This window comes from Streptomyces sp. Je 1-332 (assembly GCF_040730185.1).
Lineage (GTDB): Bacteria > Actinomycetota > Actinomycetes > Streptomycetales > Streptomycetaceae > Streptomyces.
The window spans coordinates 6,355,724-6,371,992 of the sequence record NZ_CP160402.1 but is presented as its reverse complement, the minus strand read 5'-3'; the positions used below and the strand labels follow the sequence as shown (position 1 = coordinate 6,371,992).

Here is a 16,269-nt window from a genome sequence, read left to right as displayed (position 1 = left end):
CTTGCAGGACCGCGGAAAACATAACGGGGGGCGAGGGGCTCGCCGAGACCCGCACCGCGTCGGCACGCATCGGCACGCGTGGGCGCGACGGTGACACGCAGCCGACGACGAGTCCGTTCACTCACCGAGCAGCACGCTGTGGGCTGGTGGGGGGTGCGGCACCTATTTCCGAGAAGGCGCATCGGCCAACGCGCGCGCCCCCCAACTTCCAGAACACAACTTTGGCAAGTAGGTGCGCCACGGCACCCGCACGACCACGGCACCCGCAGCACCACCATCACGCGGTGTGCAGAAAAATCCCGCCGATCCCCACCCCCGCATTGGTGGAGCGGAAATTTTCTGCACCTGGCACTCCACCGAGCCCGCACACGTCTCCAAGCCCCGGCCACCCGCGCACATCCGGTCGGCAGGCGCCTGACGAGACCGAGCGCAAATCCCGACGGGACCGCGCGCGTCTCCCCGTCCCGGCCACCCCGGAAGATCCGGTCGGTAGACGCTTGACGAGACCGGGCTCCCCTCCCGAACGAGCCGCGCACCCCATCCACCACCGGCCACCCCCGACGAACCAGTCCGCACCCGGCAAGAAAACCGAACGGCCCCACGGGAGTCCCCGAGAGTCCCGCCCCTGGGCCGTCCGGTCGTCTTCCCTCGCGTGGTGGAGGGGCGGGTGTCAAGGGTGGAGCGCAGCGGAATCGGCGTAGCCGACGCGACGCAGGAGCGCCCTTGACTCCCGGTCCGGAACCGCCAACCTCGGGACAACCGGATGGCCCCGGCAAGCAGCAAAGCCCCCGGCCCCGCAACGCCGCCCCCAAGTGTGACCTTCGCCTCCCCGAGCCGGGACTGGGCAGTCTAGTTACCGGCAAGTAGCATGGGGACCGGAAGCGCGCCGGCAGGCGCACCCGCACCCTGGAGGAGAGCCATCGTGCCTCGTACCGTCAGGGACGTCGTCTTCGTTGATGGCGTCCGCACCCCGTTCGGCAAGGCGGGCCCGAAGGGCATCTACCACGAGACCCGTGCGGATGACCTCATCGTGAAGGCCATCCGGGAGCTCCTTCGCCGCAACCCGGCCCTCGACCCCGCCAAGATCGACGAGGTCGCCATCGCCGCGACCACGCAGATCGGCGACCAGGGTCTGACGCTGGGCCGCACGGCGGGGATCCTGGCCGGGCTTCCGCAGTCCGTGCCCGGATACTCCATCGACCGCATGTGTGCGGGCGCGCTCACCGCCGTCACGGCCACCGCCGGCTCCATCGCGTTCGGCGCGTACGACGCCGTCATCGCCGGTGGCGTCGAGCACATGGGCCGCCACCCCATGGGCGAGGGCGTCGACCCGAACCCCCGGTTCGTGAGCGAGAAGCTCGTCGATGAATCCGCCCTCTTCATGGGCATGACCGCCGAGAACCTTCACGACCGGTATCCGAGCATCACCAAGCAGCGTGCCGACGAGTACGCCGTGCGTTCGCAGGAGAAGGCCGCCAAGGCCTACGCCAACGGCAAGATCCAGCAGGACCTCGTGCCCGTCTCCGTACGGCGGACCAACGAGGAAGCCGGCGAGACCGGCTGGGGGCTCGCCACCGCCGATGAGCCGATGCGGCCGGGGACGACGCTCGAGAGCCTTGCCGGTCTCAAGACGCCCTTCCGTACCCACGGCCGCGTCACCGCCGGCAACGCCGCGGGCCTCAACGACGGCGCCACCGCGTCGATCATCGCCTCCGAGGACTTCGCCCGGGAGCACGACCTGCCGGTCAAGATGCGGCTTGTCTCGTACTCCTTCGCTGGTGTCGAGCCTGAGGTGATGGGTTACGGACCCATCCCCGCCACGGAGAAGGCGCTCGCCCAGGCCGGTCTCTCCATCTCCGACATCGGTCTCTTCGAGATCAATGAGGCCTTCGCCGTGCAGGTGCTCGCCTTCCTCGAGCACTACGGCATCGCGGACGACGACACCCGCGTGAACCAGTACGGCGGCGCCATCGCCTACGGCCACCCCCTCGCCTCCTCCGGCGTGCGTCTGATGACGCAGCTGGCGCGGCAGTTCGAGGAGCAGCCGGACGTCCGCTACGGCCTGACCACGATGTGCGTCGGCTTCGGCATGGGCGCCACCGTCATCTGGGAGAACCCGAACCACAAGGACGCCGGAGGCGACAAGTGAGCAGCTCCACCAGCTCCACCACCGAGCTTCTGAAGGGCGCGGCCGAGCTGTTCCCCGACGAGGTCGTCACGCAGGCGCACGTGCGCCACCTCGACCTGCCCGCGGGCGCCGGGCGCTTCGCGCTCATCACGCTCGACAACGGCTTCGACCACACCAAGCCGACCACCTTCGGTCCGGGCTCGCTGGCGAACCTGAACGCCGCGATCGACCAGGTCGAGAAGGAGGCGGCCGAGGGCACGATCGTCGGTGTCGGTGTCACCGGCAAGCCGTTCATCTTCGCCGTCGGCGCCGACCTCAAGGGCGTCGAGATCCTCAAGCGGCACGAGGACGCGCTCGCCATCGGCAAGGGTGGCCACGAGGTCTTCAAGCGGCTCTCCGGACTCGCTGTCCCCTCCTTCGCGTACTACAACGGTGCCGCGATGGGCGGCGGTGTCGAGGTCGGTCTGCACTGCTCGTACCGCACCGTCTCCAAGGCGCTGCCCGCCTTCTCGCTGCCCGAGGTCTTCCTCGGTCTCGTACCGGGCTGGGGCGGCTGCGCGCTGCTTCCGAACCTCATCGGCGCGGACCGCGCGGTCTCGGTCATCATCGAGAACTCGCTCAACCAGAACCGTCAGCTCAAGGGCAAGCAGGTCTTCGAGCTCGGCATCGCCGACGCGCTCTTCGAAGGCGCTGACTTCCTGGAGCAGTCGCTGATCTGGACGGCCTCCGTCCTCAACGGCTCGCTCACGGTGGAGCGTCCCGAGGTCGACCGTGGCGAGGCCTGGGACGCCGCCGTCGCACGTGGCCGTGGCATCGCGGACTCCAAGGTGCACGGCGCCGCCCCGGCCGCCTATCGCGCCCTGGAGATCATCGCGGCCGCCAAGGACGGCGACCTGCAGAAGGGCTTCGACGCGGAGGACGTCGCGCTCGCCGACCTCATCATGGGTGGCGAACTGCGCAGCGGCATCTACGCGTTCAACCTCGTCCAGAAGCGCGCCAAGCGCCCCGCGGGTGCCCCGGACAAGAACCTGGCGCGCCCGGTCACCAAGGTCGGCGTCGTCGGCGCCGGTCTGATGGCCTCGCAGCTGGCCCTCCTGTTCCTGCGCCGTCTTGAGGTGCCGGTCGTCCTGACCGACATCGACCAGGCACGCGTCGACAAGGGCGTCGGTTACGTCCATGAGGAGATCGACAAGCTTCTCCTCAAGGGCCGCGTCAACCAGGACAAGGCCAACCGTCTGAAGGGGCTCGTCTCCGGCGTGCTCGACAAGGCCGAGGGCTTCTCCGACGCCGACTTCATCATCGAGGCCGTCTTCGAGGAGATCGGCGTCAAGCAGCAGGTGTTCGCGGAGGTGGAAGCCGTCGCTCCGGCGCACGCCATCCTCGCCACCAACACCTCCTCGCTCTCGGTCTCCGAGATGGCGTCGAAGCTGAAGCACCCCGAGCGGGTCGTCGGCTTCCACTTCTTCAACCCCGTCGCGATCCTGCCGCTCCTGGAGATCGTGCGCGGCGAGCAGACGGACGACGCGTCGCTGGCCACGGCGTTCGGTGTCGCCAAGAAGCTGAAGAAGACCGCGGTCCTGGTGAAGGACGCCCCGGCGTTCGTCGTGAACCGCATCCTCACCCGCTTCATGGGCGAGATCCAGAACGTCATCGACGAAGGCACCCCGGTCGCGGTGGCCGAGAAGGCCGTCGAGCCGCTCGGTCTGCCGATGTCGCCGCTGGTGCTCCTTGAGCTCGTCGGTCCTGCCATCGGTCTGCACGTGTCGGAGACCCTGAACCGCGCCTTCCCGGAGCGCTTCACGGTCTCGCCGAACCTCGCGGCGGTCGTCAAGGCCGGCAAGCGCGGCTTCTACGTCTACGACTCCGGCAAGCCGGAGCTCGACCCCGAGGTCGCCGCGCTCCTCAAGCAGGGCGACACCGTCCTGACCGAGGAGCAGACCCGCGTCCGCGTGCTCGACGCCGTGGCGCAGGAGATCGGCCTCATGCTCGACGAGGGTGTCGTTGCCGAGGCGCAGGACATCGACCTGTGCCTGATCACCGGCGCCGGCTGGCCCTTCCACCTGGGCGGCATCACGCCGTACCTGGACCGTGAGGGTGTCAGCGAGCGCGTCACCGGCAAGCGGTTCCTGGCGCCGGGCGTGGCCAGCGTTCCCGCGTAACGTCCGTGTGGTGCAAGGGGTGTCCGGCGGCTCGGCCGACCGGACACCCCTTCGCCGTGCCCGGAGCGTGCCGCCAGGCCCTGGTCAGGCCGCCGCGCTCGCGATGCGCTCCAGGATGCTGCCCGGCTTCGCGTCGCGCTTGTACGTCAGTTTGTGGACGAAGGACTTCGAGACCAGCTGCCTGAAGCGGGCGTCGTCGTACGGCTCCTGCATCGCCTTCTGCAGCTCGTGCGGCGGGTGGGAGCTCAGGTCGGGGGTGGCGTCCCAGACGGCGGCGAACCGCGGGTCCAGGTAGTACAGGGACTCGAACATGTGGTGCGGGAAGAAGTAGTGCACGTCGATGTTCCGGTGGCGCCAGTACGCGCACTGGGCTTGGTACATCATCTCGGTGATGTAGTTGCCGGGCCGTGCCGCGAGGAACCAGTTGGAGATCAGCGCGTCGTGGTAGCGGAACGCGAAGAAGCCCGATGTGACCAGGGCGTCGAAGTTGCCGAACACCGATTCGGACGCCAGGCAGGTGGCGTCGAACCACACTCCTCCGTAGCGGCGCAGCAGGGCGAAGCGCACGAGGTCGGAGTAGTGGGTGCGGTCGGGCTCCGCGTGCAGCCGGACGTCGGCGGGGATGTCCACCCACCGGTGCAGTGACTCCCTGTCGAGTTCGATCACTTCCCCGATGTGCAGGGCCTCCAGCTGTTTGCGGCAGGCCCGGACGATCGGCGGCGCGTCGTCGAATCCCTGCGCCCAGTAGACGAAGATCTTCGGGTCCGTGTTCTCCTCGACGGGCCCGTCCCCGACCCTGCTCCTGAGCGTGTCGAGATGCTCGGTCAGGAAGCGGGCCATCTGCCGCCGGTACATGAAGCGTTGGGGTTCCGAGGCGATGAGCTCCAGGTCGACGGGCAGTCCGTCCGGGTCGAGGCGGACCGCCTGCTCGTACACCCAGGCGGCCTGCTTGAGTTCACGGTGCTTCTCCAGGGCCTGGCCGACGGCGTAGAGCCTGGAGAAGTCGGGCGGGGGCTGGCGACGGGGGAACGGGTTCTTCACGGCAATCACTACCAGTCGTGGTGGGGGGATCGGGTGGCGGAGGTCAGGCGGCTTTGCGGTGCCGCCCGCGGGCGACCTGCCGTGCGCGGAACGGCCAGGCCAGTTCCGTCATGCGGTCGATGACCCGGTCGGCCGCGTGGCCGTCGTCGAAGTCGCAGAACAGGGACTGGAACCGCTGGTAGCGGGGCCGGTACCGGGGTGCGATGGAGTCGACGTGCCGGATGGCCCGCAGCAGGGTCTCGGAGTCCGGGATCAGTGGGCCCGGTGCCTCCGCCTCGAAGTCGAAGTAGAAGCCGCGGAGCTTCTCGCGGTAGCGCTCCATGTCGTAGGTGAAGAAGAACATCGGGCGTCCGGTGATCGCGAAGTCGAACATCAGCGACGAGTAGTCGGTGATGAGCAGGTCCGTGACGACGAAAAGGTCAGCGATGTCGGGGTACTTGGAGACGTCGAAGACGAAGCCGTCCCCCGCGCCCGGCACGTCGTCGACGACGTTGGGGTGCTTGCGCACCAGCAGGACGTGGTCGTGGCCGAGCTCCTCGCGGGCCCGCTCCAGGTCGAGGCGCAGGTCGAGCTTGTAGCGGCCGGGGCTGTGGAAGAGGTCGTCCCGCCAGGTGGGGGCGTACAGGACGACGCGTTTGCCGGCGGGCAGGCCGAGACGGGCGCGCACCTCGGCGGCCACGTCGGCGGCGCGGTCGGAGAACAGGATGTCGTTGCGCGGGTAGCCGGACTCCAGGATCTCGCCCTCGTACCGGAAGGCGCGGCGCAGGATCGGGGTGCTGAAGCTGTTGGGCGACACGAGCAGGCTCCAGTGGGGCACTTCTTCGGCCATCTTCTCCAGGTAGCGCTGGTCGGAGAAGCGCACGTTCTCGATGTCGTGGGCGATCCGCTTCAGGGGTGTGCCGTGCCAGGTCTGGACGATGACCTGGCCCTCCCTGCGCTCGACCCACTCGGGCAGATGGGTGTTGGAGACGATGTAGCGGCAGCGCGCGAGGGCCTCGTACCACTCGCGGCTCCACATGGTCACGGGCCTGGCCGTGGCGGGCACCTGCACCTGGTCGTCACGCACGACCCACAGGTGTTCGAGGGGTTCATGCCTGCGCAGCAGTGCCTCGTGGATGGCGCGCGGGTTTCCGGAGAACTGGCGGCCGGTGAAGCTGTTGTAGAGCACGGCGTCACGCAGCGGCTCGCGCCGTGCGGCGGGGTAGACCTCGTGCTGGAGCCTGCGCTGCCAGTAGGGTCCGCGCTCCTGCTCGGCGACCCTGGACGGGGCGACGACGATCAGCTGGTTGAAGCGGGCCCGCTCCACGGTGAAGCCGGACGCTCCGTACGCCAGGGGCAGGGAGCCCAGGAGCGGCCGGTCCAGGCGCACCGGGCTGTCGGCGCCCGCGTCGGTTCCCTCGGCGCGGAAGCGTACGTCCCAGGCGCCGGGCCGCAGCGGCACGGTACCGGCGAGCGAGTCGACGGCGGCCGGGTGCAGCGTGACCCGGAAGCGGCGGCCCGCCCCGTAGTCCGCCCCGTCGTCCGACACCTTGCCCGACACCTCTACAGGGAAGGTCCACTCCTCCTTCTGGCCGCGGTGGTGCAGCACGAGCCGCCCGCCCACCCGGTGGGAGCCCAACAGCCGCCCCTCGACGTGGAGTTCACCTTCCGGCCCCCAGTTCACCGAGGTGGCCACCGCGAAGACGTCCGTCTCGTAGAGCGCCAGGTCTCCCGACGTGTTCTGGTGCACCACCAGCTGCCTGCTGCCCGCGGTGGCGCCGGGGCGGTCCGGGGCGAGGTAGTGGCCCTCCGCGAGACGCGGGTCGACCATCATGCGTACGGTCTTCCTGCCGAGGACCAGTTGGCAGCGCCAGCCGTTGCTGTCCGAGGTGTTGAGCATCCGCTGGAAGCCGTGCCGGCCGTCGACGCCGAACTCCGCGAGATCGCAGGCCGGGATGCGGACGACGCGCACCCCGGGGCCCTCCATGCCGCCGAGCTGCTCCATCGGGTACTCGCGGTACTTGCCGAGGACGAGGTGCTGGATGCGCAGTGCCGCCCGGGCACGGTGGCGCCGGGCGAGGTCGATCCGCAGTTCCAGGTGGTCGCCGGACAGCCGGTGGCCGGTGACCAGGGCACGGACGGGTTCCACGCGCAGCAGCAGTCCCCCGCCGCCGAAGGCGGGGATCACGCGCGTCTTCTCGTCCGGGCAGTAGTACGGCGGGTGGCTCGCCGAGCCGCGGGTGCCCTTGGCGAGCTTGGCCAGGCGCAGCTTGCCGCCGGAGAGGATCCCGATGCGCAGACCCCAGGTGCCGCGGTGGAACTCGCCGCGGTGACGCAGTCGTTGGACGTCGACCTCGAAGGAGAAGCCGGCCCAGTCGTAGCTGCGGTGGTACTGGCCCGAGCCCGCGGTGGCGTCCGGGCGGCGCACGGAGCGTACGCGCACCGGCAGCGTGCGGCGGGTGCCGCGTTCACGCAGCGCCACCACCTTGAACGAACCGATGCGCGAGGCCGCGTCGACGTGCCGGATGTAGGCGTACCCCTCGACCCGCATGCGGCCGTCCCGCCAGCTGACGTCGGTCAGGACGGCGCGGGCCGAGAGCTCGTCGTCGCAGCGCAGGACGGACTTGGGTACGCGCCGCCCGGTGACCTCGGGGGTGTACTTCAGGTAGGCGTGCCGCAGACCGTGGTGCACGGCGAGCTTCTCGCCGCGCCGCTCCCTGGCCAGCAGGGCGAGCAGGTCCTCGTACGCGTCGGAGCGCACCAGGTGCCATTTCAGGCGGAGCTGGGCGGGCAGCGCGTCGAGGACCTCCGCCTCGACACGGCCGAGGTAGTCGCGGGTCAGCTCCTGGAAGCGGGCGCGGAACGCGTCGTCGGCGTCGAGGAGGACCTTCATGAACGGCGGGAGGTCGGAGGTGAGGACGCGCAGGTCGTACTCGTACTTGCGCCGCCGGCCGTCGGCGGCGTCGGCCTCGGCCAGCATGCGGCTGACGCCGTCGCAGGCGGCGACGCGGTCGACGAGGCCCTTGACCTCCGTGCGCCGCTGGGTGATCGAGGGCGCCGACGAACCCTCACGCTGGCGCCAGTAGTAGACGGGCCGCTCGATCACGTCGACGGCGGTCGCCTTGTGGTGGGCGGGCATGGTGACCGGGGTGTCCTCGTAGAGGACCCCGACGGGGAAGGCGAACGCGTGCTTCTCCCAGAACTCACGGCGGAACACCTTGTTCCAGGCCGTGCGGTCATTGACGAGGTCGGGCACCTCGCTGATGTGCGTACGCGTCCGCTTCTTCGCCAGCGGGGCGTGCAGCGGGGACTGCCGGGTGCCCGCGCCGTACAGCAGATGGACATTTCCCGCGACGAAGTCGGATCCGCTCTCTTCGAGGGACTTGACCATCACGCTGTAGGCGTAGTTCGGCAGTACGTCGTCACTGTCGACGAAGGTGATGAACTCGGAACCCGGATCCGCGTGCGTGAACCCCGTGTTCCGTGCGTGGCCGAGTCCGCCGTTGCGCTGCGACACGAGGCGGAAACGCGGGTCCTGAGCCACGAAATCACGGGCGATCTCCACGCTGCCGTCCGGCGACTCGTCGTCCACGAGAACGACTTCGAAATCACGGAAGGTCTGTTCGGCGATCGACTGGAGGCAGTCGAAGAGGTACTCCTCCACCCCGTAGAAGGGGACGATGATGCTCAGTCTCGGCGTCATATGAGGCTCCACTCCCGTTTCTCCATGACGCGGCTGAAATCCCGTGTGGAGAGCCAGAATTTGTACATGATGGCCAGTTCGAAAAGGGCGAGCAGCGCGCCCGCGACCACCGTGACGGGGAGAATGCATCCCGTCAGCGGCGCGATGATGAAGATCGCCATCTGGAATTCGATTCCGCTCACCAGATGCGGCCGGATGCGGTGCTCGGTCAGTGTCCTGCGTACGCGGGCGTACCAGGGGAAGCGGCCGCGGAACCCCGCGTGCAGGTCGACGACGGTCACGCTGCGGGGCGGTTGCTGCCGCTCGGGGTCCAGGTCCGGGTTCTCCCGCATCAGGTCCTCCATGAAGACCACCGGCGGGGTGTTCCCGGCCCGTGCGCCCTGCCCGCGCTCGGCGGCCAGGTCCTCGATCCTGCGTCGCATCGCCACCCGCATCTTGTAGATCTGCAGGGCGTCGACGTACCGGAGCATGTCGAGGAAGACGACCGCAAGCGCACCCACGAGGTACCACTCGTCGTCGGTGCGCAGATACTGGCCGCCCATCAGGGCGATGGCGCAGCACAGCACCCGTATCCGGTCGAAGACGTAGTCGAGCCAGCCCCCGAACACCGTGCCGTTCCCTTTGAGGCGGGCAAGTTTTCCGTCGACGCAGTCGAGGATGAAGCTCACGTGGTAGAGAAGCGCGCCGATGACGAGGGACAGCTGGTCGCCCCGCACGAAGAATCCGGCCGCGGCGATGCCGACAAGGAGCGCCGACCACGTCACGCCGTTCGGCGTGACACGTTCGAAGCGAGCGAGGAACCGGACGAGCCGGGTGGCGACGGGGTCCACGAGAAGAACCGTCCACCAGGCATCGCGCCTCTTGCACGTCTGCTGTTGGACATCCTTCAGCGAATGCCTTTTCATAACCCCTCAGCCACCAGCCGATAAAGAACGTCACGTAAAGCACGTAACGCAAAGAACGTCACGCGAGAGCGGAATTTCCAACCTTACGGGGGAGGGTGAATAGAACCGGGACGCTTTGGTCCTGACCGGCCAGGACGAAGGTCCTTGCCAATTCCGGAATCCCACTCGGGACTTCCGCTCGGCCGGTCAGGACTTTCGCCCCCGCACCGGAGCGTGCGCGGCACCGTCGAATGGAGTGGGGCGTCGTGTGACGTCCCGCGCCGGGCCGTGCCCCACCGGTCCCGGCGGACGATTCCGGGACGGGGCGCGAAGGACGAACATCATGGCCGGGCTACCGCGGGGCAGAAAGATCCGAAGAATCGTGTGCTGGACCCTGGCGGGACTGCTCGTCGTCGGCGGTGGCCTCGGCTTCCTCGCCTACCGCCAGCTGTCCGGCAACCTCAGCAGCGTCGACATCAACGCCGCCCTCGGCATGGACCGCCCCGCCGACACCGACAACGGCGGCCAGGACATCCTCGTCATCGGGTCCGACTCGCGCTCCGGCGACAACAAGGGCCTGGCGGGCGGCGACACCGGCGGCACGGCCCGGTCCGACACCGCCATGGTGGTGCATCTGCCCGCGGGCGGCGGCCGGGCGACCGCGGTGAGCATTCCGCGGGACACGCTGGTGACGCGGCCGGGGTGCGCCACCGCCGGCGGCGAGAAGCTGCCGGAGGCACGGCGCGTGATGTTCAACTCCGTCTACACCGCGGGCGGTCCGGCCTGTGTGGTGAAGACGGTCGAGAACATGACCGGCATCCGCATGGACCACTTCGTGGAGATCGACTTCGCCGGGTTCAAGGGGCTGGTCGACGCGCTCGGCGGCGTCACCGTCACCACGGACAAGCCGATCGACGACAAGGACAGCGGTCTGCGGCTCGCGGCGGGCACCCATCGGCTCGACGGCACCCAGTCGCTGGCCTTCGTCCGCACCCGGCACGGCATAGGCGACGGCAGTGATCTCGGGCGCATCGGCCTCCAGCAGCAGTTCATGCTGGCGGCCCTCTCGGAGATCAAGCAGCAGGGCACGCTGAGCAACCCCGCCAAGCTCTACGAGATCGCCGACGCCGCGACCAAGTCGCTCACCACCGACTCCGGCCTCGGATCGCTCACCGACCTGGCCTCCTTCGCCAGGAGCCTCGACGGCCTCGATCCCCGGAGCATGGAGACGGTCACGCTGCCCGTGGCCTACGACAGGAGCGACCCGAACCGCGTGGTCGCCGCGCAGCCGCAGGCCGACGAGCTGTGGTCGGCGCTGAAGGCCGACGGGACCGTGCCCGCGTCGGCCAGGAAGTCGCCTGCGCGGGGCGGGGGTTCGTGAGCGGTGAGGTCGTCGGCCGAGGCCGCCGTGTCCGTGCTCCCTCAGACTCGCTCATACTCCCGCGGCTCCCTCAGACCCGCGCTTCCTCACCCGCGGCTTCCTCAGACCAGCGCTCCCTCAGACCAGCGCTCCCTCACCCGCGGCTCCCTCAGACCCGCGTCCACGCCTCCAGCGCGAGGCCCGACTCCGCCTTCTGACGCGCGAGCCGCAGCGTGCCGTCCAGGCCGATGGCCGCCATGACCACGCGGCCCTGCGCGTCCAGCGCCAACGCAGGGGAGCCCAGGCAGGGTTCGCCCGTCTCGGACCACCAGATGCCCGCCTTCTCGTCCTCCGTGGGATAGGCCGCTATGACCGGGCGGCCGTCCGCTCCCCGGTGGGCGAGGACCGTGCAGTCGTGGCCCTCTATCGTCGCGCGGACCGCTGCCGTGTGGCCGGCGGCCGGGGATCCACCGAGGGGCCGCGTGTCCTCGTCGGCACCGCGGTGCGCGACCACGCCTGCGCCGCGGGCGTCGGTGGCGTAGTACGTGAGGCGGTCGTCGGCGGTCTCCAGGGTCGTGCCCGAGCCGGGGGACGGGGGCAGCGGGATGTCGTCGGCGCGCTGGAAGTCGGCGCCCTGCTTGTCCTGGGTCCAGTGCAGCGTCTTGTTCTGTGCCGGGCCGAAGACTTCGATCCGCCCCGCGGAGGTGGCGAGCGCCGTGATGCCGTCGAGGACCTCGCGGACCTTGAAGTCCTTCCACCCCTCCCACTTGCCGCCCTTGCCCTCGCGCCGCAGCCGGACGCTGTTCACCGCGTCGCGCACGAAGACGTGGACCGTGCCCGCGGCGTCCACGGCGGCGGTCGGGGCGCCGAGGTGCGGGGCGCGCTCGACCATCTTGGTGTGCGGGTTGCCGAGCGAGCGCCAGTCCATGAGCGGGCGGCCCGACTGGTACTGGATGCTGTGCACCACGTCGACCTCAGTCCCGCGCTTGCGCAGGCCGATGAAGTGGACGTAGCCGTCGGCACCCTGGGCCAGGGTGAGGTGCGTCAGGTCCGGTGCCTCGAAGAACTCGGGGCCCGACCACTCCGGGCCGCCGGGGCGGGCCTCCGTCCAGCGCAGCAGGCCCTCGCCCGCGGCGGCGTAGGCGGTGAGCCTGCCGTCCGTGCCCCGCAGCAGCCAGCGCCCTGTCGCGAGGGTGCCTGTCGCGGCGTGGCCGGCGGCGGCCCGGCGGGAGGATTCTCCCTCGGGCCCGGATGCGGACCTCTGCGGCATGACTCGGCGTCGGCCTTCCTGCGAGTGGTCGTCTGCTGCGGTGCTCTGGCCAGCCTGTGGACCGTGGCTGCCTATGGCCCTTGAGTCTACGTTTGACGCACGTGGCTTCCGGCCGGGGCCCGGCCGCCGGTATGCCAGGGTGGCGCCATGAGAACTCTCCTGGTCGTGGACGCCGCCAACGTCGTGGGCTCGGTGCCCGACGGCTGGTGGCGCGACCGGCACGGGGCGGCCGAGCGCCTACGGGACCGGCTCGTCGCGTACGCCGACACGGGCATCCCGGGTCATCCGGGGCCGCTGGACATCACCCTCGTGGTGGAGGGCGCGGCCCGCTACGTCGAGTCGATCGAGGGCGTACGCGTGGTCTCCGCGCCCGGCAGCGGCGACGACCGCATCGTGGAGCTGGTCGCCGAGGCGGCGGACAGCCCCTGCGTGGTCGTCACGGCCGACCGCGAGCTGCGCCGGAGGGTCGGCGAACTGGGAGCACAATCGGTAGGCCCCCGAACGGTCCGCGACAGCTGACGTCTTCCCGCAGGTGCAGCCTGCATGACGGTGGCGCAAGCGGGGCCCGCCCCGGCGCCCTCTTACCGGTCCGTTCGTGCGTACACGACCGCTCCCCCCACCCGACCCACCGGCTCGTACCCGACCGTGAGGATGCGTCGTAGGGAGGGCAGCCGGGCCGGGGTGAACGGCTTGCCCTGGGAGTCGTCGATGATGATCGTGGGTGGGTGGTCTGCCAGTTCTCGGCGGAAGATCCTCCAGGCGCCCTCCACCGCGTACCTTTCGCCCACCTGGGGGCCGTTCCTGCCGCCGCTGTAGTTGGTCAGGAGCCCTGCCGTGAGGTAGCGGCTCGCGGGGGCGCGGTCGGACAGCCAGTACGTCTCCGGGTGTATCCCCCAGAACAGCACCTTGTCCTGGGATGACGTCAGCGCGCGGACGGTCTCCGCCAGGCGCGTGGCGTGCGCCAGTTCGGGGCGGGGGGCGAGCATTCCCCAGGTCAGGAACAGCGCGCACGCGGCGGCGGAGACCGATACCGCCGTCCGTGTGCGCTCCCGAGGCAGGATGTGGAGCGCCGCTGTGGCCAAGAGGGCCAGAGGCGGGGTGAGTTGGAGGTAGTAGTGGCCGAAGAAGTGGAAGCCGGCCAGGACCGCTGCCGCCGATGAGGCGAGCCAGAGCCACAGTTCCGTTGCGCCTGTGCGGGCGATGCGCAGGACCCGTACCACGGGCGGGATGAGCCCCCCGCAGGCCACCGCGAGGACCGCCGTGTTCGTCAGGGCCCGGAAGAGCACGTGGAGTTCGGAGCCGGTGAAAGAGGCGTACGCCCCCGAGCCCGTCACCGTCCAGAAGAGGAACCCCGCGGGATGCGTCAGAGCCGCCGCCGCGAGGACCGGGGCGGTCAGACCAACTCCCAGGCGCAGTACGTCCCTTCGGGCGCCGCCCGCCTGCCACAGCAGCCACGCCACCGGCACCAGGACCGCTCCCCCGGTCTGTTTGGCGAGGAACGCACAGGCGACCGCCGCGCCCGCCGCCCCCCAGCGGCGCCGGTCCGCGCACCACAGGGCGGCCGCCGTGCACGGCAGCATGAAGACCTCGAAGGTGGCCGCCTGGGCGTCCTCGGGGTTCAGGCCCACCGAGACGAGGAGATAGAGCACGCCTGCTGTGCGGCCGGCGCCGTCGCCCCAGCGGCGCCTTGCGATGCCCACGAGGAGCACGGCGGTCAGGAGCTGGGCCACCACCGCGAGCACCTTCAGCGGGAGCAGCGTCCCGTCACCGAAGACCGCGAACGCCCCCTCGTACAGCCAGGGGACGAGCGGCGGCTTGCGGTCGACGACCGTTTCGTACAGCTCTCCCCCGTCGGCCAGCATCCTTGCCTGGACGGCGAGATAGCCCTCGTCCGGGCTCCACAGCGGCCACCGGAAGGAAGGAATCCGGGTGACGCAGGCCAGCGCGGCGAGGAGGGGGAGCAGGCGCGGCCAGTACGCCGCGTGGGGTTTCTCCGTATGCGGGCGCGGCAGCCGCAGCCCGCGTACGGAGCGTAGTGATGCGGAGGGCTCGGCGAGCATGGTGAGCACGCTATCCGGCCCCGCAGTCCCTGCCTGAACGGGACATACGGGGCCGGACAATCGGCTGGAAGTAGACCGATGCGATTACCGCACGTCACCGGCCGGGGGCTGCGTCCCCCCGCTTGCCGTGCTGCTTGCCCAGCTGGCTGTGCGAGCGTCCGTACACGAAGTAGACGACGAAGCCGAGCGCCATCCAGACGCCGAACCGCAGCCACGTCTCGGCAGGCAGGTTCAACATCAGCCACACCGATGCCGCCACCGAGAGGATGGGTACGAGCGGCACCAGCGGGGTGCGGAAGGCGCGCGGCAGGTCGGGGCGGGTGCGGCGCAGGATGATGACGCTCAGGGCGACCACGACGAAGGCGAAGAGCGTGCCGATGTTCACCAGTTCGGCGAGCTCGTCGAGGCTGGTGAAGCCCGCGAGGATCGCGATGAGGACACCGAGCAGGATGGTCGGCCGGTGCGGCGTGCGGTACTTCGGGTGGACGTGCGAGAAGAACCGGGGCAGCAGTCCGTCGCGGCTCATCGCGAAGAAGACGCGGGTCTGGCCGAGCAGCAGGATCATGCAGACCGTGGTGAGGCCGACGGCCGCGCCGAAGCTGATCACACCGCCGTAGAAGGGATGCCCGGTGGCCTTGAAGGCGTCGGCGAGCGGGGCGTCCACGGACAGTTCGCTGTAGTGCTGCATGCCCGTGACGACGATCGACACGGCGACGTACAGGATGGTGCAGATCAGGAGCGAGCCGAGGATGCCGCGCGGCATGTCCCGCTGGGGCAGCTTCGTCTCCTCGGCCGCGGTGGCCACGATGTCGAAGCCGATGAAGGCGAAGAAGACGATGGACGCGGCCGTGAAGATGCCGAGCACGCCGAAGTTGGTGGGCGCGTAGCCGAACATCAGCTGGATGAGCGGGGAATCGATGCTGTTGCCCGCGGGCACTTCCTCGGCCTTGGGGATGAACGGCTTGTAGTTGTCGGCGTCGATGAAGAAGGCGCCCGCGATGATGACGATCAGGACGACGGCCACCTTGATGGCGACGATGACCGTGGTGACGCGGGCGGAGAGCTTCATCCCGAGGACCAGGACGACCGTCAGGACGAGCACCAGCGCGGTGGCGAGGATGTCGAAGCTGAAGCCGTCGGCGGCATCGGGCCCGGAGAGCGCCGCGGGCAGCTCCCAGCCCGCGTTGTCCATCAGCGAGCGCACGTAACCGGACCACCCGACGGCGACCACCGCCGTGCCGAGCGCGAATTCGAGCACCAGGTCCCAGCCGATGGTCCAGGCGGGCAGCTCGCCGAGCGAGGCGTACGAGAAGGTGTACGCCGATCCGGCCACCGGCACGGTGGAGGCGAACTCCGCGTAGCAGAGCGCCGCGAGGGCGCAGACGACGCCGGCGACGGCGAAGGCGATCGCGGTGGCGGGCCCCGCGGTCTCCTTGGCCACCGCCCCGGTCAGCACGAAGATGCCGGTGCCGATGACGACGCCGACACCGAAGACCGTGAGATCAAGGGCGGACAGCGACTTCTTGAGCTGGTGCTCCGGCTCCTCGGTGTCCTTGATGGACTGCTCGATGCTCTTCGTTCTGAAAAGGCTGCTTGCCACGGACGTACCTCCACGCTTGTCGTCCTCGACATGATCGAGAGGGCGGGTACCCCATTGGCACCGGCGCGAGCCTATTCACGCGAAT

Annotated in this window: 10 protein-coding genes; 4 read left to right on the top strand and 6 right to left on the bottom strand. The window is 69.7% G+C overall.

From position 1 onward, the window contains the following. Window positions 1–922 precede the first annotated feature (922 nt). Both ABXJ52_RS28770 and ABXJ52_RS28765 read left to right on the top strand, forming a co-directional pair. Window positions 923–2,149 carry an acetyl-CoA C-acyltransferase gene (locus ABXJ52_RS28770; protein WP_361842619.1) on the top strand — a complete coding sequence of 409 codons (1,227 nt, stop codon included), beginning with the start codon at window positions 923–925 and terminating at the stop codon, window positions 2,147–2,149. After that, window positions 2,146–4,287 (top strand): 3-hydroxyacyl-CoA dehydrogenase NAD-binding domain-containing protein, encoded by a 2,142-nt coding sequence (locus tag ABXJ52_RS28765; RefSeq protein ID WP_367045733.1) that lies wholly within the window; start codon window positions 2,146–2,148, stop codon window positions 4,285–4,287. The genes ABXJ52_RS28770 and ABXJ52_RS28765 overlap by 4 nt, the downstream gene beginning before the upstream one ends. Window positions 4,288–4,371: 84 nt before the next feature. Here the strand turns inward: ABXJ52_RS28765 and ABXJ52_RS28760 are convergent, their stop codons facing one another. Genes ABXJ52_RS28760 through ABXJ52_RS28750 form a run of 3 tightly spaced genes read right to left on the bottom strand, consistent with a single transcriptional unit; the run spans window position 4,372 to window position 9,840 of the window. Further along, a complete protein-coding gene (locus tag ABXJ52_RS28760; RefSeq protein WP_367045732.1) occupies window positions 4,372–5,328 on the bottom strand; it encodes a capsular polysaccharide synthesis protein in 957 nt (318 codons plus the stop codon). Window positions 5,329–5,371: 43 nt separating this feature from the next. Beyond that, on the bottom strand, window positions 5,372–9,010 hold the full coding sequence (locus ABXJ52_RS28755) for a bifunctional glycosyltransferase family 2 protein/CDP-glycerol:glycerophosphate glycerophosphotransferase (protein ID WP_367045730.1): 3,639 nt from the start codon (window positions 9,008–9,010) through the stop codon (window positions 5,372–5,374). Further along, window positions 9,007–9,840 (bottom strand): CDP-alcohol phosphatidyltransferase family protein, encoded by an 834-nt coding sequence (locus ABXJ52_RS28750; RefSeq protein ID WP_367045728.1) that lies wholly within the window; start codon window positions 9,838–9,840, stop codon window positions 9,007–9,009. The genes ABXJ52_RS28755 and ABXJ52_RS28750 overlap by 4 nt, the downstream gene beginning before the upstream one ends. 397 nt (window positions 9,841–10,237) lie before the next feature. Between ABXJ52_RS28750 and ABXJ52_RS28745 the strand changes: the two genes are divergently transcribed. Further along, window positions 10,238–11,275 (top strand): LCP family protein, encoded by a 1,038-nt coding sequence (locus ABXJ52_RS28745; protein WP_367045726.1) that lies wholly within the window; start codon window positions 10,238–10,240, stop codon window positions 11,273–11,275. Between the two features lie 148 nt (window positions 11,276–11,423). Here the strand turns inward: ABXJ52_RS28745 and ABXJ52_RS28740 are convergent, their stop codons facing one another. Then, the gene (locus ABXJ52_RS28740; protein ID WP_367045724.1) at window positions 11,424–12,524 is read right to left on the bottom strand and encodes a hypothetical protein; all 1,101 of its coding nucleotides are present in this window, start codon (window positions 12,522–12,524) and stop codon (window positions 11,424–11,426) included. Between the two features lie 147 nt (window positions 12,525–12,671). On the opposite strand from ABXJ52_RS28740, the gene ABXJ52_RS28735 reads away from it, so the two are divergent. Continuing rightward, a complete protein-coding gene (locus ABXJ52_RS28735; RefSeq protein WP_367045722.1) occupies window positions 12,672–13,043 on the top strand; it encodes an NTP pyrophosphohydrolase in 372 nt (123 codons plus the stop codon). A gap of 62 nt (window positions 13,044–13,105) precedes the next feature. Here the strand turns inward: ABXJ52_RS28735 and ABXJ52_RS28730 are convergent, their stop codons facing one another. Then, the gene (locus ABXJ52_RS28730; protein WP_367045720.1) at window positions 13,106–14,584 is read right to left on the bottom strand and encodes a glycosyltransferase family 39 protein; all 1,479 of its coding nucleotides are present in this window, start codon (window positions 14,582–14,584) and stop codon (window positions 13,106–13,108) included. Window positions 14,585–14,678: 94 nt separating this feature from the next. Next, window positions 14,679–16,184, bottom strand: a complete 1,506-nt coding sequence (locus tag ABXJ52_RS28725; protein WP_367045719.1) for an amino acid permease — start codon at window positions 16,182–16,184, stop codon at window positions 14,679–14,681. Window positions 16,185–16,269: the final 85 nt, after the last annotated feature.